This window comes from Streptomyces sp. WZ.A104 (assembly GCF_002382885.1).
In the GTDB taxonomy this organism is placed as follows: Bacteria; Actinomycetota; Actinomycetes; order Streptomycetales; family Streptomycetaceae; genus Streptomyces.
This window is the reverse complement of record NZ_NWVL01000014.1, coordinates 83,009-109,421: the sequence shown is the minus strand read 5'-3', so window position 1 is coordinate 109,421 and position 26,413 is coordinate 83,009. Positions and strand designations below refer to the sequence as shown.

Below are 26,413 nucleotides of genomic sequence, written 5' to 3'. Positions count from 1 at the left end.
CCAACAGCGGTGACGTGGGTCACACTGTTGGACTGGCTGTCAGCTGTCGAAGCCGAGGCCCAGCTTGTCCATGGTCTTCAGCCACAGATTGCGGTGTCCGCCGTTGCTGTCGGCGTGGGCGAGGGACCGCTTGGTGATCTCGATCCCGGCCCAGGCGAACGGCTCGGGCGGGAACGGCATCGGCTTGGAACGGACCATTTCGAGGCGGGTCCGCTCGGTCTCCTGGCCCGCGAGCAGATCCAGCATCACGTCCGCCCCGAAACGGGTGGAGCCGACACCGAGACCGGTGAATCCGGCGGCGTAGGCGACCCGCCCCTGATGAGCCGTTCCGAAGAACGCGGTGAACCGGGAACAGGTGTCGATCGCACCGCCCCAGGCGTGGGAGAAACCCAGTCCGGAAAGCTGGGGAAAACAGTCGAAAAACTGTCCTGCGAGTTTCAGGAACGTCTCCGGACGCTGGTCGAGATCGGCGCTCAGCTTTCCCCCGTAAGGATAGATCGCGTCGTATCCGCCCCACAGGATCCGATTGTCTGCGGAAAGCCGGAAGTAATGGAACTGATTGGCACTGTCGCCGAGTCCCTGGCGCCCCTTCCAGCCGATGGATTCGAGCTGCTCGGGCGTGAGCGGCTCGGTCATCAGCGCGTAGTCGTAGACCGGCACGGTGTACGGGCGGACCCGCTTGACGAGTGAGGGGAAGATGTTGGTACCGAGCGCGACCCGGCGGGCGAGGACCCGCCCGTACGGCGTGCGCACCGCCATCCCGGGGCCGGAGCGCACGAGGTCGAGACCCCGGGTGTGCTCGTAGATACGTACGCCGAGCTCCAGGCAGGCCCGCTTCAGGCCCCAGGCGAGCTTGGCCGGGTGCAGCATCGCCACGCCCCGGCGGTCCCAGAGGCCGCCGAGGAACGTGGGCGAGTCGACTTCGGCGCGCAGGGCCTCACGGTCCAGGAAGTCCACCCCGGTGATGCCGAGCCGCACGATCTCCTCGTGCCATTCCCGCAGCTCTTCGAGCTGGTGGGGCTCGGTGGCGACATCGATCTCGCCGGTCCGCTCGAACTCGCAGTCGATCCCGTAGCGGGTGACGGCTGCCTCGATGGCGTCGAGGTTCCGCTCCCCCAGCTCCTCCAGCTTCGCGATCTCGTCGGGCCAGCGCTCGACGCCGTTGGCCAGGCCGTGGGTGAGGGAGGCGGCGCAGAAGCCGCCGTTGCGGCCCGAGGCTGCCCAGCCCACCTCATGCCCCTCGATGAGGACGACGTCCCGCTCGGGATCGCGCTCCTTGGCGATGAGCGCGGTCCACAGGCCGCTGTAGCCGCCGCCGATGACCAGGAGGTCGGTGTGCTCGTCGCCGGTGAGGGCGGGGAGCGCGTCGGGCCTGGCCGGGTCGTCGAGCCAGTAGGAGACCGGCTTGGCACCGGAGAGCGATTGTGCAGCGATACGCATGGCAGCTGGGGCCATGGTTTCCAACTCCTTCAGGACTTTCAGGATCGAGCGTTGCTCTTTCGCCGGTTCGCGATGAGCTGGCCGACGAGAACCATCAGTACCGCGATGATGAACATGGCGGTGCCGATGACATTGATCTGCACGGGTGTGCCGCGCTGTGCCGATCCCCAGACGAACATGGGGAAGGTGACGCTGGAGCCCGCGTTGAAATTCGTGATGATGAAATCGTCGAACGAGAGCGCGAAGGCGAGCAGGGCTCCCGCCGCGATCCCCGGGGCGGCGATGGGAAGGGTCACCCGTACGAAGGTCTGCACAGGGCCCGCGTACAGGTCGCGGGCGGCTTCCTCCAGTCTCGGGTCCATCGACATCACACGCGCCTTGACGGCCGTCACCACGAAGCTGAGGCAGAACATGATGTGGGCGATCAGCACGGTCCAGAAGCCGAGCTGGGCACCCATGTTCAGGAAGAGCGTGAGCAGGGAGGCGGCCATGACGACCTCGGGCATCGCCATCGGCAGGAAGATCAGCGAGCTGATCGCGCCGCGCGCCCGGAAGCGGTAGCGGACCAGCGCGAAGGCGACCATCGTGCCGAGCGCGGTGGCCCCCAGCGTCGCCCAGAAGGCGATCTGGAGGGAGAGCGAGAGCGAGCCGCAGAGGTCGGCGACGCCGCAGGGGTCCTTCCAGGCGTCCAGCGAGAACCGCTGCCAGGAGTAGTTGAAGCGCCCGTTCGGCTTGTTGAACGAGAACACCATCACGACGATGTTCGGAAGGATCATGTACGCGAGGGTCGTCAGACCCGCGATGACGACCAGGTTCCGGCGTATCCAGCGCAGTGCGGGCATCAGACCAGGTCCTCCGTCCCGGAGCGGCGGATGTAGAAGGTGACCATCAGCAGGACGACCGCCATGAGGATGAACGAGAGCGCGGCGGCCGTCGGATAGTCCAGGACCCGCAGGAACTGGCTCTGGATGACGCTGCCGACCATCTTGGTGTCGGTGGATCCCAGCAGCTCGGCGTTGACGTAGTCGCCGCTGGCCGGGATGAAGGTCAGCAGGGTCCCGGCGACGACGCCCGGCATGGAGAGCGGGAACGTCACCTTGCGGAAGGTGGTGGCGGGGGTGGCGTAGAGGTCGCCCGCCGCCTCGTGCAGCCGGCCGTCGATCCGCTCCAGCGAGGTGTAGAGCGGCAGGATCATGAACGGCAGGAAGTTGTACGTGAGGCCGCAGACGACGGCCATCGGCGTGGCGAGGACCCGGTTGGACTCGGTCCAGCCGAGCCAGCTGGTGACGTCCAGGACGTGCAGGGTGTTGAGCACGTCCACGACCGCGCCGCCGTCGGCCAGGATCGTCTTCCACGCCAGCGTACGGATGAGGAAGCTGGTGAAGAACGGGGCGATGACCAGCACCAGCACCAGGTTGCGCCAGCGGCCCGCCTTGAAGGCGATGAGGTAGGCGAGCGGGTAGCCCAGCAGCAGGCAGAGGATCGTGGCGGTGCCCGCGTAGAGCAGGGACCGGATGAACTGCGGGTAGTAGTCGCGCAGCGCGTCCACGTACGTCTGGAAGTGCCAGGTGACCTCGAAGCCCTCCTCCAGAGAGCCGGTCTGTACGGAGGTGGAGGCCTGGTAGACGAGCGGCAGCGCGAAGAAGACGACCAGCCAGAGGATGCCGGGAAGCAGCAGCCAGTACGGGATCAGCCGTTTGCGGGTGGAGGGCTTGCGGAGCTTGGGCTCCTGGGGCTCCTCGGGCTGTGAAGGGGGCGCGGGCGGCGCCTCGGTGACGCTCACTCCGCGTCCTCCACACTCGTCGCGCCCGCGTCGATGTCCTGGGCGGCGTCGAGGCCGAAGGTGTGGGCGGGGTTCCAGTGCAGGACGACCTCGGCGCCGGGGAGGAGTCCGGCGCGCCTGTCGACGTTCTGCTCGTACACCTGGAGGGCCGTTCCGGCCGGGCTCTCGACCACGTACTGGGTGGAGACGCCGATGAAGCTGGAGTCCGTGATGCGTCCGGTGACGCGGTTGCGGCCCGCGGCGATGTCATCGGCGTCGTCCGCGTGGGCCAGGGATATCTTCTCGGGCCGGATGCCCAGCAGGAGGCGGCCGCCGCTGGTGGTGGGGGCCGAACACCGCTCGCGGGGCAGGGTGAGCTTGCCGCCGCCCGCCGCCACGACGAGATCGTCGCCGGTGGAAACGATCTCGCCCTCGATGAGGTTGGAGGTGCCCAGGAAGTTGGCGACGAACGTGGTGCGCGGGTTCTCGTAGAGGTCGGCGGGGGCGCCGAGCTGTTCGACGCGGCCTCCGTTCATCACCGCGACGGTGTCGGCCATGGTCATGGCCTCCTCCTGGTCGTGGGTGACGTGGACGAAGGTGATGCCGACCTCGGTCTGGATGCGCTTGAGCTCCAGCTGCATCTGGCGGCGCAGCTTGAGGTCGAGGGCGCCGAGCGGTTCGTCGAGCAGCAGGACCTGCGGGTGGTTGATGAGGGCGCGGGCCACGGCGACGCGCTGCTGCTGGCCGCCGGAGAGCTGGTGCGGTTTGCGGCGGGCGAAGTCGCCGAGCTCGACCAGCTCCAGCATCTCGTCGACCTGCTTCTTCACCGACTTGATGCCGCGTCGGCGCAGCCCGAAGGCGATGTTCTCGGTGATGTCCAGGTGCGGGAAGAGCGCGTAGCTCTGGAAGACGGTGTTGACGGGCCGCTTGTACGGGGGCAGGTCGGTGATGTCCTCGTCGCCGAGGAAGACCGTACCGGTGGTGGCCTCCTCCAGGCCCGCGATCATTCGCAGGGTGGTGGTCTTGCCGCAGCCGGACGCGCCGAGCAGGGCGAAGAAGGAGCCCTGGGGGACGGTCAGGTCGAGCGGGTGCACGGCCGTGAAGGAGCCGTAGGTCTTGCTGATCCCGGCGAGGCGGACATCGCCGCCCGCGGTCTGCTGCTGTGTCATGGGTCGCAGTCCCAGTGTGTTCGGGGGGGGGTACGGGGAAGGGGGGACCGGGTCGGGCTACCGGTGAGGTGCCTGGGCCACCGGTGAGGTGCCTGGTCAGACGCCGATGAGTTTGGCGAACTTCTCTTCGTACGCCGTCTCTTCCTCCGTGCTCAGGGAGCGGAAGGAGCGGGACTTCGCCGCCATCTCCTTGTCGGGGAGGATCAGGGTGTTGGAGGCCATCGACTCGTCGATCTTCGCCAGTTCCTCGCGTACGCCGTCGACCGGGCAGACGTAGTTGATGTACGCGGCGAGCTGGGCGGCGACCGGCGGCTCGTAGTAGTAGTCGATGAGCTTCTCGGCGTTGGTCTTGTGCCGGGCCTGGGCGGGGACCAGGAGGCTGTCGCTGGAGGTGATGTATCCGGCGGCCGGGATGGCGAACTTGATGTCCGGGTTGTCGGCCTGGAGCTGGATGATGTCCCCGGCCCAGCCGATGCAGGCGGCGATGTCGCCCTTGCTGAGGTCGGCGGTGTAGTCGTTGCCGGTGAAGCGGCGGATCTGCCGCTTGTCGACGGCCTTCTGGAGACGGCCGATCGCGCCGTCGAAGTCGGCGTCGGTGAACTTCCCCGGGTCCTTGCCCTGATCGAGGAGGGTCATGCCGATGGTGTCGCGCATCTCGGAGAGGAAGGAGACGCGGCCCTTGAGCTTCGGGTCGTCGAGCAGCTGGGTGACGGAGTCGACCTTGCGGCCGCCGGTCGCCTTCGCGTTGTACGCGATCACCGTCGGGATGCCGGTCCAGGGGTAGGAGTAGGCCCGGCCGGGGTCCCAGTCGGGGCTGCGGAACTGGGCGGAGACGTTGGCGAAGGCGTGCGGGAGGTTCGACGGGTCGAGCTTCTGGGCCCAGCCGAGCCGGATGATGCGGGCGGCGAGCCAGTCGGTGACGCAGATGAGGTCGCGCCCGGTGTCCTGCCCGGCCGCCAGCTGCGGCTTGATCTTCCCGAAGAACTCGACGTTGTCGTTGATGTCCTCGGTGTACTTGACCCTGATCCCGGTCCGCTCGGTGAACGCCGCGAGGGTGGGGCGGCTCTTCTCGTCCTCGCCGACGTCCATGTACTCGGTCCAGTTGGAGAAGTTCAGCACCTTCTCCTTCGCCGAATGGTCGTCGGCGGCCGCGGCGCCCTCGGCGCGTCCGGCGGGCGGGATGCCGCACGCGCCGAGGGTGGCTATGCCGCCCAGCGCGAGGGCGCCCATGCCGGAGGCGCGCAGCAGGGAACGGCGGGTGAGGGCGCCCCTGCCGTTGGTGAGGGAACGCCTCATGGCCGCCAGCTGGGCTGACGAGAGGCGCTCGGGCTCGTAACTCTCCATACGCGTTTGCCCTTTCGGGTGGAAGGCCGCCAGGGCCGCTCGGCCCTGCTGGTGCGGCAGCTGCTATCGGTCCCCGAAGATCGTGCGGTGCCAGTCCTTGCGGGCGACCGCGGTGTTGTCGTACATGACGTGCTTGACCTGCGTGTACTCCTCGAAGGAGTACGCCGACATGTCCTTGCCGAAGCCGCTGGCCTTGTATCCGCCGTGCGGCATCTCGGAGAGGATCGGGATGTGGTCGTTCACCCACACACAGCCAGCCTGGATCTCGCGGGTGGCGCGGTTCGCGCGGTACAGGTCGCGGGTCCAGGCGGAGGCGGCCAGTCCGTAGGGGGTGTCGTTGGCGAGCGCGATGCCCTCGTCGTCGGTGTCGAAGGGCAGGACGACCAGGACCGGGCCGAAGATCTCCGACTGGACGACCTCGCTGTCCTGGGCGGCGTCCGCGATGAGGGTCGGCCGGTAGTACGCGCCTTCGGCGAGGTCGCCGCCGGGGGCCTCGCCGCCGGTGACGACCCGGGCGTAGCCGCGGGCCCGCTCGACGAGGGCGGCGACGCGGTCGCGCTGGGCGTGGCTGATGAGGGGGCCGAGGTCCGTCGACGCGTCGAAGGGGTCGCCGAGCCGGACGGTCTCCATGAGGGCGGCGACGTCCCGGACGAAGGCGTCGTAGAGCGGGCGCTGGACGTAGGCGCGGGTGGCGGCCGTGCAGTCCTGGCCGGTGTTGATGAGCGAGCCGGCGACCGCGCCGTGGACGGCGGCCTCCAGGTCGGCGTCGTCGAAGACCACGAAGGGGGCCTTGCCGCCGAGCTCCAGATGGAGGCGCTTGACGGTGGCGGTGGCGATCTCCGCGACCCGCTTGCCGACGGCGGTGGAGCCGGTGAAGGAGGTCATCACGACATCGGGGTGGCCGACGAGGTGCTCGCCCGCGTCCTTGCCCGCACCGGTGACGATGTTGATGACGCCGTCGGGGATGCCCGCCTCGGTGGCCGCCTGGGCGAACATCAGCGAGGTCAGCGGGGTGAGTTCGGCGGGCTTGAGGACGATGGTGTTGCCCGCGGCGACGGCCGGGAGGACCTTCCAGGCGGCCATCTGGAGGGGGTAGTTCCAGGGGGCGATGGAGCCGACGACCCCGATGGCCTCACGCCGTACGTACGAGGTGTGGTCGCCGTCGTACTCGGCCGCGGCCTTGCCCTCCAGGTGGCGGGCGGCCCCGGCGAAGAAGGCGGCGTTGTCGACGGTGCCGGGAACGTCGAACTCGGCGGAGAGTTTGACCGGCTTGCCGCACTGGAGGGACTCGGCGTACGCGAAGTCGTCGGCCTGCTCGGCGAGTACGGCGGCGAACCGGTGCATCGCCTCGGAGCGTTCGCCGGGGGTCGCGCCCGACCAGCCGGGGAAGGCGGCCCGGGCGGCGGCGACCGCCGCGTCCACGTCCTCGGTGCCCGCGAGCTCGTAGCGGAACACGCTCTCGCCGGTCGCGGGGTTCACCACCTCGTGGTGGCGGCCGGACGTGCCGGGGAGCAGCTTGCCGCCGATGTACTGCGCACCTTCCGCGAAGCGGTCCTGAACTTCGAAGCCCTTGCTCATGACGCTCTCCTCCGCCGCTGTGCCCGCTGGGCGGGGTCGGCGTAGCTTCTTCGTGAATTGAGTGCCGATCCTGACAGAGGGGCCCAAGCCCAACAAGTGATTCCGTTGTTGCCTTTTGGTTACGCGACGGAATCTGTCGACCATGTGTCGTGTCGGTACGGAAATCCCCGTACGGAGTGTCAGTGGCGGATGCCACACTCACATGCCATGGGACCGATCGATGAGCTTCTGGCGGACGTGGCGCGGGGCAAGCGGGTGAAGTATCTGCCGTTCTGGGGCCACCAGCCGCGCCCGGACGGGCGGCTGGGGGCCAGTTGCCTCAGTCAGTGGTGGCCGTCGCCGTTCACCGTGGACGGGGTGACGTACGCGAGCGCCGAGCACTGGATGATGGCCGGGAAGGCGCGGATCTTCGGCGACGCCGAGGCGGAGCGGGCGGCGGTGTCCGCGAAGAGCCCGGCGGCGGCCAAGAAGGCGGGGCGGCTGGTGCACGGCTTCGACGAGGACGTGTGGATACGGGAGCGGTTCGCCCTGGTGGTGGCGGGCAGCACCCACAAGTTCGGGCAGGACCCGGAGCTGGGCGGCTATCTCCTCGGCACGGGCGACCGGGTGCTGGTGGAGGCGTCCCCGCTGGACCGGATCTGGGGCGTGGGGCTGGCCGCCGACGACGAGCGGGTGGAGCGGCCGCAGCAGTGGCGGGGGCTGAATCTGCTGGGCTTCGCACTGATGGAGGCGCGGGCGGCGCTGCGCGCGGGGGTTGTGGGCTGACGGGGAAGGGGCCGGGGCGATGCCCGAGGGCCCCGGCGCAACGCCCGAGGGTCCCGAGCCGGCGCCCGGGAACTACGGGACAACCGTCAGAGTTCCAGGCCGACGGCCGAGAGCTACGGGCCGACGCCGGGAGGTCCTGGGCCGACGCCCGGGAGCGCGAGGCCGCCCGGGGCGCGGGAAGAGAATCTTCCGCGCCCCGGGCTGCGGCTATCGCGCAGGGCCTCAGCTGCGGCCCTCGACGACCAGCGACGTGGCGAACGGGTCGTCGTAGGTGTCCTCGTCGGAGCCGTCGTCGGACTCGGCGTTCACACCGGCCCAGATGATGACCCCGAGGATCACGGAGCCCAGGACCATGCCGATGGAGCCGAGGATGATCCCCGCGATCGCCATACCCCGGTTGGTGGCCTCGCCGCGCTTGGCCCGGCCGAGGCCGATGATGCCGAAGATCAGGGCGAGGATGCCGAGGATGATGTTGATGCCGTAGAGGCAGAAGCCGACCACCGAGACGATGCCGAGCACCATGGCGGCCGTACCGAGCCCGTTCGAGGGCGCGGGTGCCCAGCCGGCCGGACCGGCGCCGTAGGCCCCGTGGCCCGGATAGCCGCCGTAGGGCTGCGCGGGCGGCGCCGGGTAGCCGTAGTGCCCGGCCGTGGGCGGCGTCGCATGGCCGGGACCGGGGCCGGGGCCGTTCGGCCCGATCGGCGGTGGCGGTACGGAGGGCGCCGGGCCGAAGCCACCGGGCGTCGGTATCGGCCCGGTGCTCTCCCCGGCGGCCGGTCCGGCGCTCGGCATCGACGTCACCGTCTGCTGGTCGTGGACCGCGGGCGGCGGAGTGTTCGGGCCCTGCTGGTTCAGCTCCACCCTGCTGTCCGGCGGCGCCCACGGATCGCGCGGTGCGGCCCCGCCCGCGGGCTGCTCTGTGTTGTCTGACATGGGCCTCCCCCATCGTGGTCCCTGCATGCTACGGCCCGGCTCTCCGGTCCCGGACCCCGCCTACGATGATCGGTGCAGCCGGTGCGCCCGGCCGACGTCACGACGAACCGGGAGATTTCCGATGACCGATCCGCACCCCTTCATCGCCGGGCTGCCCAAGGCCGAACTGCACGTCCACCACGTCGGTTCGGCCTCGCCCCGCATCGTCGCCGAGCTGGCCTCCCACCACCCGGACTCCAAGGTCCCCACGGACCCGGAGGCGCTGGCCGACTACTTCACCTTCACCGACTTCGCGCACTTCATCGAGGTGTACCTCTCGGTGGTCGACCTGATCCGCACCCCCGAGGACGTCCGGTTGCTCACCTTCGAGGTGGCACGGGACATGGCCCGGCAGAACATCCGGTACGCGGAGCTGACCGTGACCCCCTTCAGCTCGACCCGCCGGGGTATCCCCGAGGTCGGCTTCATGGAGGCCCTGGAGGACGCCCGCAAGGCGGCCGAGGCCGAGCTGGGCGTCGTGCTCCGCTGGTGCTTCGACATCCCGGGCGAGGCCGGGCTCCAGGCGGCCGAGGAGACCACGCGGCTCGCGGTGGAGCGGCGGCCGGACGGGCTCGTCTCCTTCGGGCTCGGCGGCCCGGAGATCGGGGTGGACCGCCCCCAGTTCAAGCCCTACTTCGACCGGGCCATCGCCGAGGGCCTGCACTCGGTCCCGCACGCCGGGGAGACCACCGGGCCGGGGACCGTCTGGGACGCGCTGACCGCGCTGCGCGCCGAGCGCATCGGGCACGGCACCAGCTCCGTACAGGACCCCGAGCTGCTGGAGCACCTCGCCGAGCACCGCATCGCGCTGGAGGTCTGCCCGACGTCGAACATCGCCACCCGCGCGGTCACCGACATCGAACTCCACCCCATCCGGGAGATGGTGCAGGGGGGCGTCCTGGTCACCGTCAACAGCGACGACCCGCCGATGTTCGGCACCGACCTCAACAACGAGTACGCGGTGGCCGCCCGGCTGCTGGAGCTCGACGAGCGCGGGATCGCGGACCTCGCGAAGAACGCCGTGGAGGCCTCGTTCCTCGACCCGGCGGGCAAGCGGAAGCTGGCCGAGGAGATCGACACGTACACGGCGAACTGGCTCCGGGCCCCCGGCCGCTGACCCCGGTCGTCACAATGGACCCATGGCCGACACCGTCTCCCGCGTCACCGCCGTCGCGCACCGCGGCGACCCGTACCGCGCCCGCGAGAACACCCTGCCCTCGATCCGCTCGGCCCTCGACCGGGGGGCGGACGCGGTCGAGATCGATGTGCGGGTCACCCGTGACGGCGTGCCCGTCCTGCTGCACGACGCGACGCTGGAGCGGCTGTGGGGCCATGACCTGCGCCTGGACCGGCTGGACCACACGGAGTTGAAGGAACTGACCGGCGGCGGGGTGCCCACGCTCCGCGAGGCGCTGCTCGCCGTCGGGGCGCACCGGGTGATGGTGGACCTGCCCGGCTCCACGGACGCCTCGGTGAAGAAGATCGTCGGCACGGTCCGGGAGTGCGGGGCGGGCGAGCGGGCCTACTACTGCGCGAGCGCGGACGCGATGCTGCGGGTGCGGGCCGCCGACCCCTCCGCCGAGATCGCCCTGACCTGGACGACGTTGGCCCCGCCGCGCCCGGAGCTGCTGGCCGCGGTGAAGCCGCGCTGGCTGAACTACCGGTTCGGCCTGGTGAGCCGGGAGCTGACGGACCGGGCGCACCGGGACGGGCTGCTGGTCTCCGCCTGGACGGCCGACACGAAACGCACCATGCGCCGGCTGATCGAGCGGGGCGTCGACTCGATCACCACCAACCGGATCGACGCCCTGCACGGCCTGCTGGCCGACTCGCCCGGGCGCGGCGGCTCTTGAATCGGTCCGGCGCGGCGGAGGGCCCCGTACCGCCCGCCGCCGGGCCCCTGTACCGAGGAGCGGACGTGATGGACCGCCGCCCGCGGGAAGCCCCCGCCCGGATACGTTCCGGCATCGGGCACGACGCGCGGTTCCTCGGGCGTGGACCGGTTCCCGGCCCCCGGCGCCGGGCTGCCTCCTGCTCCCGCCGGCGTACGAACCCGCGGGGGCCGGAGGTCGCCCGGTTCGGGGTGGCCCGGAAGCCCTGACTCAGACGGCCGCCGGAAGGGGTTCGGGGGCCGCCTGCTCCAGCCCTTCGAGGCGCTTGATCATGCGGCGGACGATCAGCAGCGGGATGACGCCGAAGACCCCGAAGGACATGTCGATCACGCTCCACCAGAACGGGATGTCGCGGATCGGGCCGCAGATCAGGGCGAGCGGGATGATCCCGGCGCAGGCGATCATGCCGAACTCGATGACCCAGATGTTGCGGACCGGGTCGCGGTAGGGACCGTAGAAGGCGACCGCGATGACCAGGTGGGCGAAGGCCAGCCAGTCGGTGCCGTACAGCATGAAGGGCTGGTCGCGGTCGACGGTGTCCAGCCCTTCGCGGACCCGGGTGATCCACTCCATCAGGCCGGGAAGGTGCTCGGGGACCGGGGAGGCCGAGGCGCTCAGCAGGTCCTCGGCCCAGCGGAGTTCGGTGACGAGCGGGAAGGCCGTGAGCCCGCTCAGCACCAGACACACCATGAAGAACACCAACCACCTGCGTATACGCCGCGTGAGGGCGTGTCGCTCGCTCATATCCGCAGCGTACGCCCGCGTTTACTGCCTCTTTACGGCACCCCTGCTAGGGCTTCACAAGCCGACGATGGTGTTCCACTTCCTGGCGAAGTCCATCCGTTCCTCGGAGGTGATGTCGCGCGCGATGGCGAGCCGTTTCCGCATCGCGTCGTCGGGGAAGATCAGCGGGTCCTCGGCGAGTGCGGCGGTCTCCTCGTCCTTGGCCGAGGCCAGGACGTCGCGGGCGGCGGGGACGGGGCAGACGTAGTTGACCCAGGTGGCCAGTTCGGCGGCGACCTCGGGGTCGTAGTAGTGGTCCACCAGCCGCTCCGCGTTGCGCTTGTGGCGGGCGAGGTTGGGGATCATCAGGGACTCCGCCCACAGTTCGGCGCCCTCCTCGGGGACGACGAACTCGATGTCCGGTTGTCGGCCTGGAGCTGGATGACGTCGCCGGAGTACGCCTGGCAGGCGAGCACGTCGCCGGTGGCGAGGTCCTTGATGTAGTCGTTGCCGGTGAAGCGGCGGATGTGCTGGGAGCGGACCCGCTTCCGCGTCTGCTCGCAGATCTCGTGGAAGTCGTCGGCGGTCCACCGGGTGATGTCGACGCCGTTGCCCTGCATCAGCAGCGCGAACGACTCGTCGAGCCCGGAGAGCAGGGTGACCCGGCCGCGCAGGTCGTCCGCCCACAGGTCGCCGGTGGACCGGATCTCACGGCCGAGCTTCCTGCGGTTGTAGGCGATGCCGGTGATCCCGGACTGCCAGGGGACGCTGTGGCGGCGCCCCTCGTCGAAGGCGGGGGTCCGCAGCTGCGGGTCGAGGTACTTGGCGACGTTGGGCTGCCTCGCCCGGTCCATCTCCTGGACCCAGCCGAGCCGGACGAAGCGGGCGGCCATCCAGTCGCTGATGACGATGAGGTCCCGGCCGGTCTGCTGGCGGTTCATCAGCGCGGGGCTGATCTTCCCGAAGAACTCGTCGTTGTCGTTGATCTCCTCGGTGTACGTGACGGAGATCCCGGTCCGCTCCGTGAAGGCATCCAGGGTGGGCCGCTTCGACTCGTCCTCGTCGTCGGTGTCGATGTAGAGCGGCCAGTTGGCGAAGTGCAGGGTGGGGTCGGTCTCCGAGCTGTCGTGCCCGGCCCGGTCGCCCGGCTCGACGAAGGCGGCGGGGACCCCGCAGCCGGCCAGGGCGGTCCCGGCCGCCGACGCCCCGAGGGCGCGCAGCAGGGAACGACGGGACATGGGGTTGTTCCTGATCGCTCGCACCCGCGCAGGATGCCGGTCGGGCGGCGGGGCGGGCAATGGACCAACCGTCCAGCGGGGCGGGCCTGTTCCGCACACCCTGTACAGGGCGGGGCGCCGCGCGCACGGGAACGGCCCCGGGCGGGGAGCCCGGGGCCGTCCTCGTACAGCCGGAGAGGTCGGTCAGCCCTCGATGGACGTCATCACGTGCTTGATGCGCGTGTAGTCCTCGAAGCCGTACGCGGAGAGGTCCTTGCCGTAGCCGGACTTCTTGAACCCGCCGTGCGGCATCTCGGCGACCAGCGGGATGTGGGTGTTGATCCACACGCAGCCGAAGTCGAGGTTCTTGGACAGCCGCATGGCGCGGGCGTGGTCCTTGGTCCACACGGAGGAGGCGAGCGCGTACTCGACGCCGTTGGCGTACTCGACGGCCTGCTTCTCGTCGGTGAAGGACTGGACGGTGATGACGGGGCCGAAGACCTCGTTCTGGATGATCTCGTCGTCCTGCTTGAGGCCGGAGACGACGGTCGGGGCGTAGAAGTAGCCCTTGTCGCCGACCCGGTGGCCGCCCGCCTCGACCTTGGCGTGGGCGGGGAGCCGCTCGATGAAGCCGCTGACCTGCTTCAGCTGGTTGGCGTTGTTGAGCGGGCCGTACGCCACGTCCTCGTCGTCCGGCTGCCCGGTCTTCGTGTCGGAGGCGGCCTTGGCGAGCGCCGTGACGAACTCGTCGTGGATGGACTCGTGGACCAGCACCCGGGTGGCGGCCGTACAGTCCTGGCCCGCGTTGAAGAAGCCCGCCTCGGAGATGCCCGCGACGGCGCCCGCGATGTCGGTGTCCTCGAAGACCACGACGGGCGCCTTGCCGCCGAGCTCCAGGTGGACCCGCTTGACGTCCTTGGCCGCGGACTCGGCCACCTGCATGCCCGCCCGTACGGAACCGGTGATGGAGGCCATCGCCGGGGTCGGGTGCTCGACCATGGCGCGGCCGGTGTCCCGGTCGCCGCACAGGACGTTGAAGACGCCCTTGGGGAGGATCTGCCCGATGATCTCGGCCATCAGGACCGTCGACGCCGGGGTGGTGTCGGACGGCTTGATGACGACCGTGTTGCCCGCGGCGAGGGCCGGGGCGAACTTCCACACGGCCATCATCATCGGGTAGTTCCACGGCGCGACCTGGGCGCAGACACCGACCGGCTCGCGGCGGATGATGGAGGTCAGGCCCTCCATGTACTCGCCGGCCGAGCGGCCCTCAAGGAGCCGGGCGGCGCCCGCGAAGAAGCGGATCTGGTCCACCATCGGCGGGATCTCTTCGCTGCGGGTGAGGCCCAGCGGCTTGCCGGTGTTCTCCGACTCGGCGGCGATCAGGTCCTCGGCCCGCTCCTCGAAGGCGTCCGCGATCTTCAGCAGCGCCTTCTGACGCTCGGCGGGCGTCGTGTCGCGCCAGGCCGGGAACGCGGCCGCGGCGGCTTCCATGGCGGCATCGACATCGGCCTGGCCGGAGAGCGGCGAGGTCGCGTAGACCTCTTCCGTCACCGGGCTGACCACATCGATGGTCCGCCCGTCCGCGGCGTCCCGGAACTCTCCGTTGATGTAGTTGCGCAGACGGCGCACCTCGGTGGTCACAACCACCCCTCCTGTCGGCTGTCCGATGGGTGAGACATCCACCCTAATCGCTTCGGCGACGCTTTCGACATACCCGCCTACCCCAAACTTCGGATTCAGTGAGATCCGAGCACTTGAACAACGAATTTCATCGATCTGGGGTTGCGAGACGGACGAGGAGCGGTGCACAGTGGGTCTGTGGCCAGTCGCAGCGCAGACTCCAGGAACGGGAACGGATCACCGCCAGCGGTCGATGCCGTCTCCCTCGCAATCATCGAGCAGCTCCAGGAGGACGGACGCCGTCCGTACGCCGCGATCGGCAAGGCCGTCGGCCTCTCCGAAGCGGCTGTGCGCCAGCGCGTCCAGAAGCTGCTCGACCAAGGCGTGATGCAGATCGTCGCCGTCACGGACCCGCTCACCGTGGGACTCCGGCGGCAGGCGATGGTCGGCATCAATGTCGAGGGCGACCTCGACCCGGTGGCCGAGGCCCTGTCGGCCATGGCCGAATGCGAGTACGTGGTCATGACCGCGGGCTCCTTCGACCTGATGGTGGAGATCGTCTGCGAGGACGACGACCACCTGCTGGAGACGATCAACAAACGCATCCGGACCCTTCCCGGCGTGCGCTCCACCGAGAGCTTTGTTTACCTCAAGCTCAAGAAGCAGACCTATATGTGGGGAACCCGATAGCCGTGAGCAAGGACCTCAGCCGAACCGCGTACGACCACCTGTGGATGCACTTCACCCGCATGTCGGACTACGAGAACGCGCCCGTTCCCACCATCGTGCGTGGCGAGGGAACGTACATCTTCGACGACAAGGGCAAGCGCTACCTGGACGGTCTCTCCGGCCTGTTCGTGGTCAACGCCGGTCACGGTCGTCACGAGCTCGCCGAGACGGCGTACAAGCAGGGTCAGGAGCTGGGCTTCTTCCCGGTGTGGTCCTACGCCCACCCGAAGGCGGTCGAGCTGGCCGAGCGCCTCGCCGACTACGCCCCGGGCGACCTCAACAAGGTCTTCTTCACCACCGGTGGCGGCGAGGCCGTCGAGACGGCCTGGAAGCTGGCCAAGCAGTACTTCAAGCTCAAGGGCCAGCCGACCAAGTACAAGGTCATCTCGCGCGCCGTCGCCTACCACGGCACCCCGCAGGGCGCCCTGTCCATCACCGGTCTCCCGGCCCTGAAGGCCCCCTTCGAGCCGCTGGTCCCCGGCGCGCACAAGGTTCCGAACACCAACATCTACCGCGCCCCGCTCTTCGGCGACGACCCCGAGGCCTTCGGCCGCTGGGCCGCCGACCAGATCGAGCAGGAGATCCTCTTCGAGGGCCCGGAGACCGTCGCGGCCGTCTTCCTGGAGCCCGTGCAGAACGCCGGTGGCTGTTTCCCCCCGCCGCCCGGCTACTTCCAGCGGGTCCGCGAGATCTGCGACCGGTACGACGTGCTGCTCGTGTCCGACGAGGTCATCTGCGCCTTCGGCCGCCTCGGCACGATCTTCGCCTGCGACAAGTTCGGCTACGTACCGGACATGATCACCTGCGCGAAGGGCATGACCTCGGGCTACTCCCCGATCGGCGCCTGCATCGTCTCGGACAGGATCGCGGAGCCGTTCTACCAGGGCGGCAACACCTTCCTGCACGGCTACACCTTCGGCGGTCACCCGGTCTCCGCCGCGGTGGGCCTCGCCAACCTCGACATCTTCGAGCGCGAGAACCTCAACCAGCACGTCCTCGACAACGAGAACGCCTTCCTGACGACGCTCCAGAAGCTGCACGACCTGCCGATCGTCGGCGACGTCCGCGGCAACGGGTACTTCTACGGCATCGAGCTGGTGAAGGACAAGGCCACCAAGGAGACGTTCACCGACGAGGAGACCGAGCGCGTCCTGTACGGCTTCCTCTCCAAGGCGCTGTACGAGAACGGGCTGTACTGCCGGGCCGACGACCGCGGCGACCCGGTCGTCCAGCTCGCCCCGCCGCTGATCTCCGACCAGTCGACGTTCGACGAGATCGAGGGCATCCTGCGGGCCGTGCTGACGGAGGCCTGGACGAAGCTCTGACCCCTGCCATGACCCCTGGATGATCATCATCCAGGGGTCATTTCATACGGTCCATCGGCCCGGATACGCCCGTTCGAGTGAGAAGGGGCGCATCCGGGCCGCGTGCTGTGCGCCCACACCGGTCCGACTATCTACGGTGCCGAGTGACCGATCGGCCGCGTCTTCGTTCCCCCGTACGGGGGAACAGGAAATCCGACCTGAACCGAGGTGTACGCCATGGTGGCCCCGCCGGACAACGACGTGATCTGGGCGCGTTCCCTGCACCACTCCCACAACGGCTCGCCCGGTCTGGGCGGTGTCTCCATCGGTGTCCGGGACGCCGAGATCCTGGCCGTGACCGGCCCGCGCGGCAGCGGGAAGACCACCCTGCTGCACTGCCTGTCGGGCCGGCTCGTGCCCGACCAGGGCGAGGTCTGGTTCAACAGCGTCCCCGTCCACACCATGACTCCACGGGTCCGCGAGCGGCTACGGCGGGAACGCTTCGGCTGGATCGCCGCCGATCCGGAACTGGTCCCGGAGCTGACCGTCTGGGAGAACACCGCCCTGCCGCTGCTGCTGCGCGGAACCTCGCACCGCGGTGCGAGGAAGGCCGCCACCGAGTGGCTGGAGCGCCTCGACATCGCCGCCTTCGCCAGGGAGCGGCCGCACGCCCTGCTCCAGGCGCAGCGCCAGCGGATCTCGGTGGCCCGTGCCCTGTGCGCCTCACCGACCGTGATCTTCGCCGACGAGCCGACCGCGACGCTGCACCGCGCCGACCGCACCCAGGTCCTGCGCACCCTGACCACCGCGGCCCGCTCGCACGGCATCACCGTCATCCTGGCCACCCATGACGCCGAGGTCGCCGCCCTCGCCGACCGGAACGTTGCGCTGCTGGACGGCCGCCGCGTGGCCACCGTCTCCCTGCCCGCGGAACCGGAAGCGGAGGGCCGCGCGGCGTGCTCGCTCTCCGTCTAGCCCGCGGTTCCCACCCCCTCGTCCTGGTCCGGCGGCTGCTGGTCGCCGCCGCGTCGGCGGGCGTCGGCTTCCTCCTCCTGGCCGCCCTCGGATACGCCTCGGCCCACCCCGCGTCCTCCGGTTCGGTGCTGCGGCTGCTGTGGTGCTTCGTCCCGCTTGCCGCGACCGTGCAGTTCGCCGTGGCGGTGGCCCGTACGGACCCGAGCACCCGGCCCCGGCCGGGCCTCTCCTCGGTGGGCCTCGGACCGGTGCGGCTCTCGGTGCTGGCAGCGGTCTCCACGGCCGTCTCCACCACGCTGGGCTCGATGGTGGCCCTGCTGTTCTTCCTGCATCTGCGCGGCGATCTGAACGGGATGCCGTTCGACGGCGGTGCGGCGGAGTTCCTCGGGGCGGGCACCCCGCTGCCGCCGGCCGCAGCACTGATGCTGCTGGCCCTCGTACCGCTCGCCTCGGCGACGGCGTGCGCGCTGGCGCTGCGATCCCGGCCCGATCCGGCGCGGGACACCTTCGGTTCCGAGGAACTGCCCGCTCCCGCGCCCGCCCCGACCGGGCTGCCCTGGGGCGTGGCGCTGACGGCCGCCGGGCTCGCGGTCGAGGCGTACGCGTCACGGGAGGCGGCGGGGAACCCGTTCCCGCTGCCCGGCCGTTTCGACGCCACCCCGGTGGCGGTGCTCATCGGGTGGACGCTCACCGCGATCGGCCTGGCCATGGCCGGACCGGGGCTGACCCATCTGTGCGGCAAGGCGCTCCAAGCGGTGCGCCCCGGTGCCGTGCGGCTGCTGGCGGGGCGGGTCCTGATGGACGAGGCGCGCCGGATCGGCCGCCCGCTCGGAGTCGTCTGCGCGGTGCTGGCCGCGGCGATCGCCGCGGCCGCGCTGTACGGGGGCGACGAACGCCCCTACGGCCCGCTCACGGCACTCGGCGCGGTGCTGGTCCTCGGCTGTACGACTGCGACGCTGCTGACGACCGCCCTGGAGGCCAAGCACGCCCGCGCGCACACCGCGCAGGCGCTGCTGAGGATGGGCGCCCCGGCCTCGACGCTGCGGTCGGCGACGGCCCTGCGGGCGGGGGCTCTGCTGGCGCTGTTCGCCCCGCTGACCTGGGTGATCGCCCAGCTGGCGGCGCTTCCGCTGGCGAAGTGAGCGCCCTTGGGCCCGACGGGCTCAGGGGTGGGCGGCGAGGCGGTCGGCGAGGGCGTCGAAGAATGCCTCCCAGCCGTCCTCGGCCGCCGCGTACTGCTCGGGGGTGAGGTGGCCGCCGCGCTGCTGGAAGGCCAGCTCGGTCCGGCCGCCCCCGAGGTCGCTGAAGGTGACCGTCACGACCTCGCCCTCGGAGTCCTCGGGGGCTGAGCCGTCCTTCAGTGTGAAGACCAGCCCGTCGGGCTCGCTGACCTCCCGGTAGACCCCGCGGAACGGCATCTCGACGCCCGGCATCACGATGACCAGGCTCCACGAGCCACCGGGCCGCACGTCCATCGCCACCCGGTCCAGGGGGACGTCCGCCTCTCCCCCGTACCAGGCGGCGAAGTCCTCCGGTGACGTCCAGGCCGCGAAGACCCGCTGCTGCGGGGCGTGCAGGACGCGGGTGAGGTCGATGCCCTCGCGGGTGGCGCCGGTCATGGTCACGGTCCTTGTCGACGTCGGTGCCGTACGGCGTGCGGCGTACGGGGTCCGGACCTCCAGCTTGCCGGGCCGGGGGCGCGCTGTCGCGGCGTACGGTCGAGGGCGGACGACACTGCGGAGGGTCAGGGCCGCAGCAGCCCCGCGAGGGTGTCGTACGCGCTCTCCCACCCCCACGCCTCGCGCACCCAGGCCCGGCCCTTCTCCCCCATCTCCGCGGCCGCCGCCCGGTCGAGCAGCAGCGCGACGAGCCGGTCCGCGACGGCGGCCACGTCCCGCCCGTCGACCACATGACCGGTCTCCCCGTCCCGTACGGTGTCGGGCGCACCGCCCGAGTCGCCGACGAGGACCGGCAGCCCGGCGGCGGCGGCCTCCAGGAAGACGATGCCGAGCCCCTCCACCTCCAGGCCGCGCCTGCGGGTGCGGCACGGCATGGCGAAGACGTCGGCGGCCGCGTAGTGCCCGGGCATGGCCGTGTGGGGCTGCCCGCCCGCCAGGACCACCGCGTCCGCGACCCCGGTGTCCGCCGCGAGCCGGCGCAGGGTGGGGGCGTACGGCCCGTCCCCGGTCAGCAGGAGTACGGCACCGGGCACCGCGCGCCGCACGGCGGGCAGGGCGCGGATCAGGGTGTCCTGGCCCTTGCGCGGGACGAGCCGCGCCGCACACAGGATCACCGGCCGCGCGCCGAGCCCGTACCGTTGCCGGACCCCCTGGGCCGGAGCCCCCGGAGCCTCCCGCGTCCCGGGCCGTACCCGGAACGCCGCCGCGTCCACCCCGGGAGCCAGGCGCACCATGCGGCGGGCGGCGGCCGGGCCGAGCGCGGCTGCGATGGGCGCGCGGGTGGCCGCGCCGAGGTAGGTCACCGCGTCGGTCCGCTCGCCGATCCGCCCGAGCAGCGCCCGGGCGCCGGGGGTGCGGGCCCACCACACCTCGTGCCCGTGCGTCGTGGCGACGGCCCGCCGCACCCCGGCCTCCCGCCGCAGCCGGTCCGCCATCAGCCCGAGCGGCGCGGCGGCCCCGAACCAGACACTGCCGCAGCCGTGGCGGCGGGCGAGGTCCGCGGCGCGGGCGGTGACGCGCGGGGTCGGCAGCAGCATCCGGGCGGGGTCGCGGATCACGGGGTACGGCAGACCGGCGTCGTGGGCGGCCGCCCCCGGTTCGGCGGAGGTGTACACGACGACGGAGTCCGCGGGGAACCGGCTGGTCATGGCGTGGACGAAGGTCTCGATACCGCCCTGGCGCGGCGGGAAGTCGTTGGTGACCACGAGGGTGCGGCGACGCGTCATCGGGAGGCCTGCTTCCGTACCCGTACGAGAAGGGGGTGGACGGGTGCGTGCCGGGCTGCCGCCCACGCCGCGAGGACCAGCGGGTGCACCAGGTAGCCGAACCGGGTCGCGGGCATGAACGCGATGGCCAGGAGCAGCCCGAGCGCGAGCCTCCCCGCCGCGGCTGTCGCCGTCTCCGGGGGCCGGACGAGCAGGGAGAATGCCAGGAGGAGAGCGCTCACCCCGAGCAGGAGCAGCGCCAGGGTCCCGCCGCCGGGGACATGGGCGGCGATCAGGTGGCCGGGGAGCGGGCTGGCGGCGGAGGAGACCGCGTCGGTCAGCCCGAGCGGGAAGTCGACGACATGGGCGCGGAAGGCACCCGGGTCGCGCAGGGCGGCGGGCAGGACGAGCGCGGCCGTGGTGAGGAGGGCGACGAGCCCGCAGCGCGGGGCGGTGCGGTTTCCCGGGCGGTCCTCGCCCCGGGAGGCCGCGGCCAGCAGTGCGAGGGCCACCGGAATCGCGGGCCAGGCCGTCCACTTGAGGGCGGCGGCCAGACCGAGCGCCAGTCCGGCCGCGTCCGCTCTCCCCCGCCCGGCCAACGCGAGCCCGAGGCACATCAGTCCGGCCACGGGCAGATCGACGCCCCCGACCGCGAGCGGCAGGGCCACCAGCGGGCAGGCGGCGATCCAGCGCAGCGGCTCGCGCCGGGAACCCGCCGGGAGGGCGAGCGCGAGCGCCCCCAGGAACGCCGTTCCCATCCACAGCCGGGGGTCGGTGAGCGGCCCTGGTCCGGCGACGGCCTCCGGCAGCCCGAAGACCGCCATGCCCGGGAGGTACGGGTTGAAGTCAGCAGGCACCAGGGGATGCTGGAGGTACGGCGTCCCGTCGGTGAGCAGCAGCCCGGCCGAGCGCGCCACCACCCGCACCTCCAACTGTGCCCGGTCCACGGCGAGCAGCACCAGCAGGGGCAGCAGCACCGCTCCGGTGACGGCGACCGCACCGGCCGTACGGGGGCTCCGCCCGCGTACGGCGAGCAGCGCGGCGGCCGTGTAGCCGAGTGCGGCGGCGGTTCCCCAGACGCGGTGCGGGCCGAGCGAGGAGAAGACGGCGAGCGCCGAGGCAGTGGCCGCGCAGAACACCCACCAGGCGGTGCCGCCGGGCAGCGGTGGACGCTTTCGGTGCTGGTCAGAAGGGGTGAAGGACGCGATGGTGGCCATGGATCCGAGGCTAGGAACGGGCCGCTCACCGATCGTCACACCACCCTCCGGTCCTCCGGATCAACCCGTGGCATGACACGGCACACCGAACTCCACCCGTGCTCCGATGCGTCCGCCCCCGGCGGTGACGAAGAATCGCCGTATGACGCGCACCATCACGCCGGACCGCCCGGCCGCCGCCACCGCCGCCACGGCGACCGCTCCGCCGCCGGCGGACGGTGCACGGCAACGGCTGCGGCGCTGGGCGGCGGCACCCTCGTACGCCTGGCTGACCGGGGCGGCGCTGACGCTCTTCGCGGTCGTGGAGCTGGTCGTCGTGCCGGGTTCGGCGGTCACGGCGTTCGGGGTGCTGGCCTGCACGGCCTCGCTCGCGCTGCGCGCGGTGTGGCCCGCCGTGGGGTTCCTGACCGTGGGCGCGGCCCTGCTCAGCTTCGCCACCGACGGCAACATGGCGTACGCGACCGTCGCCGGGGCCCTGCTCGGCTGCTACACCCTGGGGCGGCACCGGGTGCAGCATCCGGCGGTCCTCGTGCTGGCCGGTTCGCTGACGGCGCTGACCGTCAACCTGGTGCACATCGACCGGTGGGCGCGGGACGGCTCCCCCGGGCTGCCCGCGCTCCAGGGCACCGACCGCTTCAGCCTCGGTCTATACGCCGAGACGCTGGTGCTGACGGTGATGATCCTTGGTGCGGTGAGCACGGGGGACGCGGTGCGGGCGCGCGAGGAGAGCCGGCACACGCGGGCCGCCGCCCAGTCCCGGCTGCTGGCGATGGAGCGGCGGCAGGCGGCCGAGGCGGAACGTGCCGCGATAGCAAGGGAGTTGCATGACATGATCGCGCACTCGGTCTCGGTGATCGCGGTGCGGGCCGAGAGCGCCACGTACACGACACCCGATCTCTCGCCCCCGGCGCGGGACGCCTTCCAGGAGATCGCGGGCACGGCACGCTCCTCGATGGCGGAGCTGCGACGGCTGCTCGGGGTGCTGCGGACGGGCGACGGCGCCGAACCGGTCCCGCTCACCGCCCCGCAGCCGTCGCTGGCCGGTCTCGACGATCTGCTCGACCAGCACCGGGCGGCGGGCGGTACGGCCGAACTGCGCGTCACCGGCGAGCGCGTCCCCCTGCCCGCGTCCTGGGAGCTGTCGGCGTACCGGATCGTCCAGGAGGCCCTGACCAACGCCCGGCGGCACGCCCCGGGCGCCCGCACGGTCGTGGAACTGAACTACCGGCCGGGCCTGTTGACGGTCCGGGCATCCGACGACGGGCCGGGGCCCGGCGCGTCCGGCGACACCCCCGACCGCGCGGGACACGGCCTGGTGGGGATGGCCGAACGGGCCACCCTGCTCGGTGGCAGACTCACCACCGGCCGAGGTGCGGCCGGTGGCTTTCTGGTGGAGGCGGAACTTCCGTGGTGATCCGGGTACTGGTGGCCGACGACCAGGCGGTCGTACGGACGGCGTTCTCCAGCCTGCTGGACACCCAGGACGACATCGAGGTGGTCGGGGAGGCGGAGGACGGCGAGCAGGCGATCCGCGCCGCCGCCGCACTGCGGCCCGACGTGGCGCTGCTGGACATCCGGATGCCCCGGCTCGGCGGCATCGACGCGGCCCGGGAGATCGTCGCCGCGTCCGGCGGGGCGACGAGGGCGCTGATGCTCACGACCTTCGGCCTGGACGAGTACGTGTACGACGCGCTCACCGCCGGGGCCAGCGGCTTCCTCCTGAAGGACGCGACCTTTCCCGAACTGCTCCACGCGGTCCGGGTGGTGGCCGACGGGCACGCCCTGCTGGCCCCCGAGATCACCGGGCGGCTCATCTCCGAGTTCACCCGGCAGCGGACCGGCGCTCGCCCGCCGCGCTCCGTCGAGGGGCTGACCGCGCGCGAGGCCGAGGTGCTCGTCCTGATCGCCCAGGGCCTGTCCAACGCGGACATCGCGGACCGGCTGACCATCACCGATCACACGGTGAAGACCCACATCAACCGGCTGTTCGCGAAGATGGGGCTGCGGGACCGGGCGCAGGCGGTGATCCTGGCGTACGAGCTGGGGCTGGTGGTGGCGGGGACCTCCGGCTCCTGACGGCCGCCCCTCACGCCCCTGACGGCTGCCCGGAATCCGCCAGCACCACCGTCTCCGCCGCGTCGAAGCGGACGCCCACGACCGCACCCTCGTCCGGGGTGTCACGCAGGGCGCATTCGGCCTCCAGCACCGGCGCGTTCTCGGGCGTCAGGCGCACGGTCACATGGTTGCCGCGGAAGGTACGGACGCCGACCGTGCAGCGCAGGCCCTCCTCGGGAGCGCCGATCAGGACCCCGGCGGGGCGGACCAGCAGATCGGCCTCGCCCTGCGGGGAGCCCTCGGGCACCGGGACCTTGCCCCAGACGGTGGCGGCGGCCTGTCCGGTGACCGTGGCCGCGGTGACGTTGTCGAAGCCTAGGAAGCGGGCGACGAACGCGGAGGCGGGACGCTGCCAGACCTCCAGCGGGCTGCCCTCCTGGGCGATCCTGCCGTCCCGCATCACGACGACCCGGTCGGCGAGCGCGAACGCCTCGCCCTGGTCATGGGTGACGGCGAGCACCGTCGTACCCAGCTCCCTGAACAAGGTGCGCAGTTCGACGACGAGCCGTTCGCGCAGGCTGCGGTCGAGCTGGCCGAGCGGCTCGTCCAGCATCAGGAGCCTGGGGCGCGGGGCCAGCGCCCGGGCCAGGGCGACACGCTGCTGCTCGCCGCCGGAGAGCGCGGCGACCGCGCGGCGTTCGGCTCCCGGCAGGCCCACCATCTCCAGCAGCTCCCGGACCCGGCGCTCGGACTCGGCACGCCCGGTGCCGTGCATGCGCAGCCCGAAGGCGACGTTGGCGCCGACGTCCCGGTGCGGGAAGAGCTGGTGGTCCTGGAACATCAGGCCGAGGCCGCGCCGGTGCACCGGGACGCCCGCCTGGTCCTGCCCGGCCAGCAGCACCCGTCCGCCGTCCATGGGCTGAAGCCCGGCGACGGCGCGCAGCAGGGTGGACTTCCCGCTGCCGCTGGGCCCGAGGACGCAAGAGATCCGGTGGTCGGCGACCTCCAGGTCCACGGCGTCGAGCGCGGCCCGCTTCCCGAACCGTACGGTGGCCGCCTGCAAGCTCAGCATGTCGTTCAGAACTCCCCGGATCGGTCGGTGCGGATGCGTTCGAGGAGCAGCAGCGACACCGCGCACACCAGCATCAGAATCGTGCTGAGGGCCATCGCCTGCCCGTAGTTGAGCTCCCCGGACCGGCCCAGCAGCCGGGCCACGGCGACCGGCAGGGTCGGGTTGTCCGGCCGCGCGATGAAGACGGTGGCGCCGAACTCCCCGAGCGACACGGCGAACGCGAACCCCGCCGCGACCAGCAGCGCCCGCCGCACCAGCGGCAGATCGACCTCACGCCACGCCCGCAGCGGCGAGGCCCCGAGCACGGCGGCGGCCTCCCGCAGCCGGTCGTCGACCGCGCGCAGCACGGGCAGCATGGTCCGTACGACGAAGGGGACACCGACCAGCGCCTGGGCCAGCGGGACCAGGATCCAGGAGGTTCGCAGGTCGAGCGGCGGCTTGTCGAGGGTGATGAGGAAGCCGAAACCGACGGTGACGGCGGAGACCCCCAGGGGCAGCATCAGCAGCGCGTCGAAGCCCCGCACGAGCCGTCCCGCCCGGCGGGTCAGGGCCGCGGCCGCGAGCCCGCCGACGACGAGGGCGATGAGCGTGGCGACGAGCGCGTACCGCAGGGAGTTCCCGACGGCCTCCAGCGGCGGCACCAGGAAGGTGGAGGAGCCGCCCGACCCGGCCGACTGGAGGGCCCGGTAGTAGCCGAAGCCGTAGCCGCCCGGCCCGTCGGCTCCGTCCGCTCCGTCGAAGGAGCGCTCCACCAGCACTCCGAGCGGCATCAGGATCAGCAGCAGTGCGGTGAGCAGGACGCCGCCGAGCAGCGCCCACTGTCCGGCGCCGCGCGGCCTGCGGGACGTCTGCGCCGGGTCGACGAGCTTCAGCGCCCGCTCCCGGCGGCGTACGGTCACGGCGTGCACGGCGAGGATCGCGCCGACGGCCACGAACTGGACCATGGTCAGCACGGCGGCGGTCGGCAGGTCGAGCAGTTGCGCGGTCTGCCGGTAGATCTCCACCTCCAGGGTGGAGTACGCCGGTCCGCCGAGGATCTGCACGACGCCGAAGGAGGTGAACGTGAAGAGGAAGACCATCAGCGCGGCGGCGGCGACGGCGGGGGCGAGTGCGGGCAGGGTCACCCGGCGGAAGGCGGCGAACCGTCCCGCACCGAGCACCCGGGCGGCCTCCTCCTGACGCGGGTCCAGCTGGGACCAGAGCCCGCCGACCGTCCGGACGACCACGGCGTAGTTGAAGAAGACGTGGGCGAGCAGGATCGCCCATACGGTGGTGTCGAGGCGGAGGCCCCACAGCTCGTCGAGGAGCCCGCCGCGCCCCAGCAGCGCCAGGAACGCGGTGCCGACGACGACGGTCGGCAGCACGAACGGCACGGTGACGACCGCCCGCAGCACCTGTTTGCCCGGGAAGTCGAAGCGGGCGAAGACATACGCGCCGGGCAGGGCGATCAGCAGCGTGAGCGCGGTCGAGGCGAGGGCCTGCCAGGTGGTGAACCAGAGGACGTCGAGGATGTCCGGGCGGGCCAGCACCTCACCGATCCGCCCGAACTGCCAGACGCCGTCCGTCTTCACCCCGCGGCCGACGATCGCGGACACGGGGTAGGCGAAGAAGACGGCGAAGAACGCGACGGGCACGGCCATCAGGCCGAGCCGCACCGCGGCACCGCGCCGCCCGGACCCACGGCCGGGCGGC

Annotated in this window: 23 protein-coding genes and 1 pseudogene; 9 read left to right on the top strand and 15 right to left on the bottom strand. The window is 71.5% G+C overall.

Features of this window, described 5'->3' with window-relative positions; all coding sequences use genetic code 11:
- Nucleotides 1-39: 39 nt before the first annotated feature.
- The 6 genes from CIB93_RS10655 to CIB93_RS10630 all read right to left on the bottom strand — a co-directional run bounded on the left by CIB93_RS10655 (nucleotide 40) and on the right by CIB93_RS10630 (nucleotide 7,293).
- Nucleotides 40-1,455 carry an FAD-binding oxidoreductase gene (locus CIB93_RS10655; RefSeq protein WP_096626444.1) on the bottom strand — a complete coding sequence of 472 codons (1,416 nt, stop codon included), beginning with the start codon at nucleotides 1,453-1,455 and terminating at the stop codon, nucleotides 40-42.
- Between the two features lie 23 nt (nucleotides 1,456-1,478).
- Nucleotides 1,479-2,282, bottom strand: a complete 804-nt coding sequence (locus CIB93_RS10650) for an ABC transporter permease (RefSeq protein ID WP_096626442.1) — start codon at nucleotides 2,280-2,282, stop codon at nucleotides 1,479-1,481.
- Nucleotides 2,282-3,223, bottom strand: a complete 942-nt coding sequence (locus tag CIB93_RS10645) for an ABC transporter permease (protein WP_096626440.1) — start codon at nucleotides 3,221-3,223, stop codon at nucleotides 2,282-2,284. Before CIB93_RS10645 ends, CIB93_RS10650 begins: the two co-directional genes overlap by 1 nt.
- Nucleotides 3,220-4,371 carry an ABC transporter ATP-binding protein gene (locus CIB93_RS10640; protein ID WP_096626438.1) on the bottom strand — a complete coding sequence of 384 codons (1,152 nt, stop codon included), beginning with the start codon at nucleotides 4,369-4,371 and terminating at the stop codon, nucleotides 3,220-3,222. The genes CIB93_RS10645 and CIB93_RS10640 overlap by 4 nt, the downstream gene beginning before the upstream one ends.
- Before the next feature lie 96 nt (nucleotides 4,372-4,467).
- A complete protein-coding gene (locus tag CIB93_RS10635; RefSeq protein ID WP_096626436.1) occupies nucleotides 4,468-5,715 on the bottom strand; it encodes a PotD/PotF family extracellular solute-binding protein in 1,248 nt (415 codons plus the stop codon).
- Nucleotides 5,716-5,778: 63 nt separating this feature from the next.
- Complete coding sequence (locus CIB93_RS10630; protein ID WP_096626435.1) at nucleotides 5,779-7,293, bottom strand: gamma-aminobutyraldehyde dehydrogenase; 1,515 nt, start codon at nucleotides 7,291-7,293, stop codon at nucleotides 5,779-5,781.
- Between the two features lie 207 nt (nucleotides 7,294-7,500).
- Between CIB93_RS10630 and CIB93_RS10625 the strand changes: the two genes are divergently transcribed.
- Entirely contained in the window at nucleotides 7,501-8,058 is a 558-nt protein-coding gene (locus CIB93_RS10625; protein ID WP_096626433.1) for an NADAR family protein, read from the top strand.
- A 222-nt stretch (nucleotides 8,059-8,280) separates the two neighbouring features.
- Here the strand turns inward: CIB93_RS10625 and CIB93_RS10620 are convergent, their stop codons facing one another.
- Complete coding sequence (locus CIB93_RS10620; RefSeq protein ID WP_096626431.1) at nucleotides 8,281-8,991, bottom strand: DUF4190 domain-containing protein; 711 nt, start codon at nucleotides 8,989-8,991, stop codon at nucleotides 8,281-8,283.
- A 121-nt stretch (nucleotides 8,992-9,112) separates the two neighbouring features.
- On the opposite strand from CIB93_RS10620, the gene CIB93_RS10615 reads away from it, so the two are divergent.
- Nucleotides 9,113-10,147, top strand: coding sequence for an adenosine deaminase (locus CIB93_RS10615; protein WP_096626429.1), 1,035 nt, complete (start codon nucleotides 9,113-9,115; stop codon nucleotides 10,145-10,147).
- Nucleotides 10,148-10,169: 22 nt separating this feature from the next.
- On the top strand, nucleotides 10,170-10,883 hold the full coding sequence (locus CIB93_RS10610; protein ID WP_096626427.1) for a glycerophosphodiester phosphodiesterase: 714 nt from the start codon (nucleotides 10,170-10,172) through the stop codon (nucleotides 10,881-10,883).
- A 249-nt stretch (nucleotides 10,884-11,132) separates the two neighbouring features.
- Here the strand turns inward: CIB93_RS10610 and CIB93_RS10600 are convergent, their stop codons facing one another.
- The 3 genes and pseudogenes from CIB93_RS10600 to CIB93_RS10590 all read right to left on the bottom strand — a co-directional run bounded on the left by CIB93_RS10600 (nucleotide 11,133) and on the right by CIB93_RS10590 (nucleotide 14,506).
- On the bottom strand, nucleotides 11,133-11,666 hold the full coding sequence (locus CIB93_RS10600) for a hypothetical protein (RefSeq protein ID WP_096626423.1): 534 nt from the start codon (nucleotides 11,664-11,666) through the stop codon (nucleotides 11,133-11,135).
- 54 nt (nucleotides 11,667-11,720) lie between these two features.
- A pseudogene (locus tag CIB93_RS10595) lies at nucleotides 11,721-12,883 on the bottom strand (PotD/PotF family extracellular solute-binding protein).
- Between the two features lie 183 nt (nucleotides 12,884-13,066).
- Complete coding sequence (locus CIB93_RS10590) at nucleotides 13,067-14,506, bottom strand: gamma-aminobutyraldehyde dehydrogenase (protein ID WP_096626421.1); 1,440 nt, start codon at nucleotides 14,504-14,506, stop codon at nucleotides 13,067-13,069.
- A gap of 162 nt (nucleotides 14,507-14,668) precedes the next feature.
- On the opposite strand from CIB93_RS10590, the gene CIB93_RS10585 reads away from it, so the two are divergent.
- The 4 genes from CIB93_RS10585 to CIB93_RS10570 all read left to right on the top strand — a co-directional run bounded on the left by CIB93_RS10585 (nucleotide 14,669) and on the right by CIB93_RS10570 (nucleotide 18,635).
- Complete coding sequence (locus CIB93_RS10585) at nucleotides 14,669-15,175, top strand: Lrp/AsnC family transcriptional regulator (RefSeq protein WP_096626419.1); 507 nt, start codon at nucleotides 14,669-14,671, stop codon at nucleotides 15,173-15,175.
- Nucleotides 15,160-16,539: an aspartate aminotransferase family protein gene (locus CIB93_RS10580; RefSeq protein WP_096626417.1), complete on the top strand. Its 1,380-nt coding sequence runs from the start codon at nucleotides 15,160-15,162 to the stop codon at nucleotides 16,537-16,539. Before CIB93_RS10585 ends, CIB93_RS10580 begins: the two co-directional genes overlap by 16 nt.
- Before the next feature lie 216 nt (nucleotides 16,540-16,755).
- Complete coding sequence (locus CIB93_RS10575; RefSeq protein ID WP_096626464.1) at nucleotides 16,756-17,493, top strand: ABC transporter ATP-binding protein; 738 nt, start codon at nucleotides 16,756-16,758, stop codon at nucleotides 17,491-17,493.
- Nucleotides 17,475-18,635, top strand: a complete 1,161-nt coding sequence (locus tag CIB93_RS10570; RefSeq protein ID WP_096626415.1) for a hypothetical protein — start codon at nucleotides 17,475-17,477, stop codon at nucleotides 18,633-18,635. The genes CIB93_RS10575 and CIB93_RS10570 overlap by 19 nt, the downstream gene beginning before the upstream one ends.
- A 21-nt stretch (nucleotides 18,636-18,656) precedes the next feature.
- On the opposite strand, the gene CIB93_RS10565 is transcribed toward CIB93_RS10570, so the two are convergent.
- From CIB93_RS10565 to CIB93_RS10555, 3 genes are all read right to left on the bottom strand, one after another.
- Entirely contained in the window at nucleotides 18,657-19,112 is a 456-nt protein-coding gene (locus CIB93_RS10565) for an SRPBCC domain-containing protein (protein ID WP_096626413.1), read from the bottom strand.
- A 125-nt stretch (nucleotides 19,113-19,237) separates the two neighbouring features.
- Entirely contained in the window at nucleotides 19,238-20,398 is a 1,161-nt protein-coding gene (locus CIB93_RS10560; protein WP_096626411.1) for a glycosyltransferase family 4 protein, read from the bottom strand.
- Nucleotides 20,395-21,594: a DUF2029 domain-containing protein gene (locus tag CIB93_RS10555; RefSeq protein ID WP_096626409.1), complete on the bottom strand. Its 1,200-nt coding sequence runs from the start codon at nucleotides 21,592-21,594 to the stop codon at nucleotides 20,395-20,397. The genes CIB93_RS10560 and CIB93_RS10555 overlap by 4 nt, the downstream gene beginning before the upstream one ends.
- A 142-nt stretch (nucleotides 21,595-21,736) precedes the next feature.
- Here CIB93_RS10555 and CIB93_RS10550 point away from each other — a divergent pair, with 142 nt between their 5' ends.
- Both CIB93_RS10550 and CIB93_RS10545 read left to right on the top strand, forming a co-directional pair.
- Complete coding sequence (locus tag CIB93_RS10550) at nucleotides 21,737-23,008, top strand: sensor histidine kinase (protein WP_096626407.1); 1,272 nt, start codon at nucleotides 21,737-21,739, stop codon at nucleotides 23,006-23,008.
- Nucleotides 23,002-23,670, top strand: a complete 669-nt coding sequence (locus CIB93_RS10545) for a response regulator transcription factor (protein WP_096626405.1) — start codon at nucleotides 23,002-23,004, stop codon at nucleotides 23,668-23,670. Before CIB93_RS10550 ends, CIB93_RS10545 begins: the two co-directional genes overlap by 7 nt.
- 10 nt (nucleotides 23,671-23,680) lie before the next feature.
- Here the strand turns inward: CIB93_RS10545 and CIB93_RS10540 are convergent, their stop codons facing one another.
- Nucleotides 23,681-24,721 carry an ABC transporter ATP-binding protein gene (locus CIB93_RS10540; protein ID WP_096626403.1) on the bottom strand — a complete coding sequence of 347 codons (1,041 nt, stop codon included), beginning with the start codon at nucleotides 24,719-24,721 and terminating at the stop codon, nucleotides 23,681-23,683.
- Nucleotides 24,722-24,726: 5 nt separating this feature from the next.
- Nucleotides 24,727-26,361, bottom strand: coding sequence for an iron ABC transporter permease (locus CIB93_RS10535; RefSeq protein WP_096626462.1), 1,635 nt, complete (start codon nucleotides 26,359-26,361; stop codon nucleotides 24,727-24,729).
- Nucleotides 26,362-26,413: the final 52 nt, after the last annotated feature.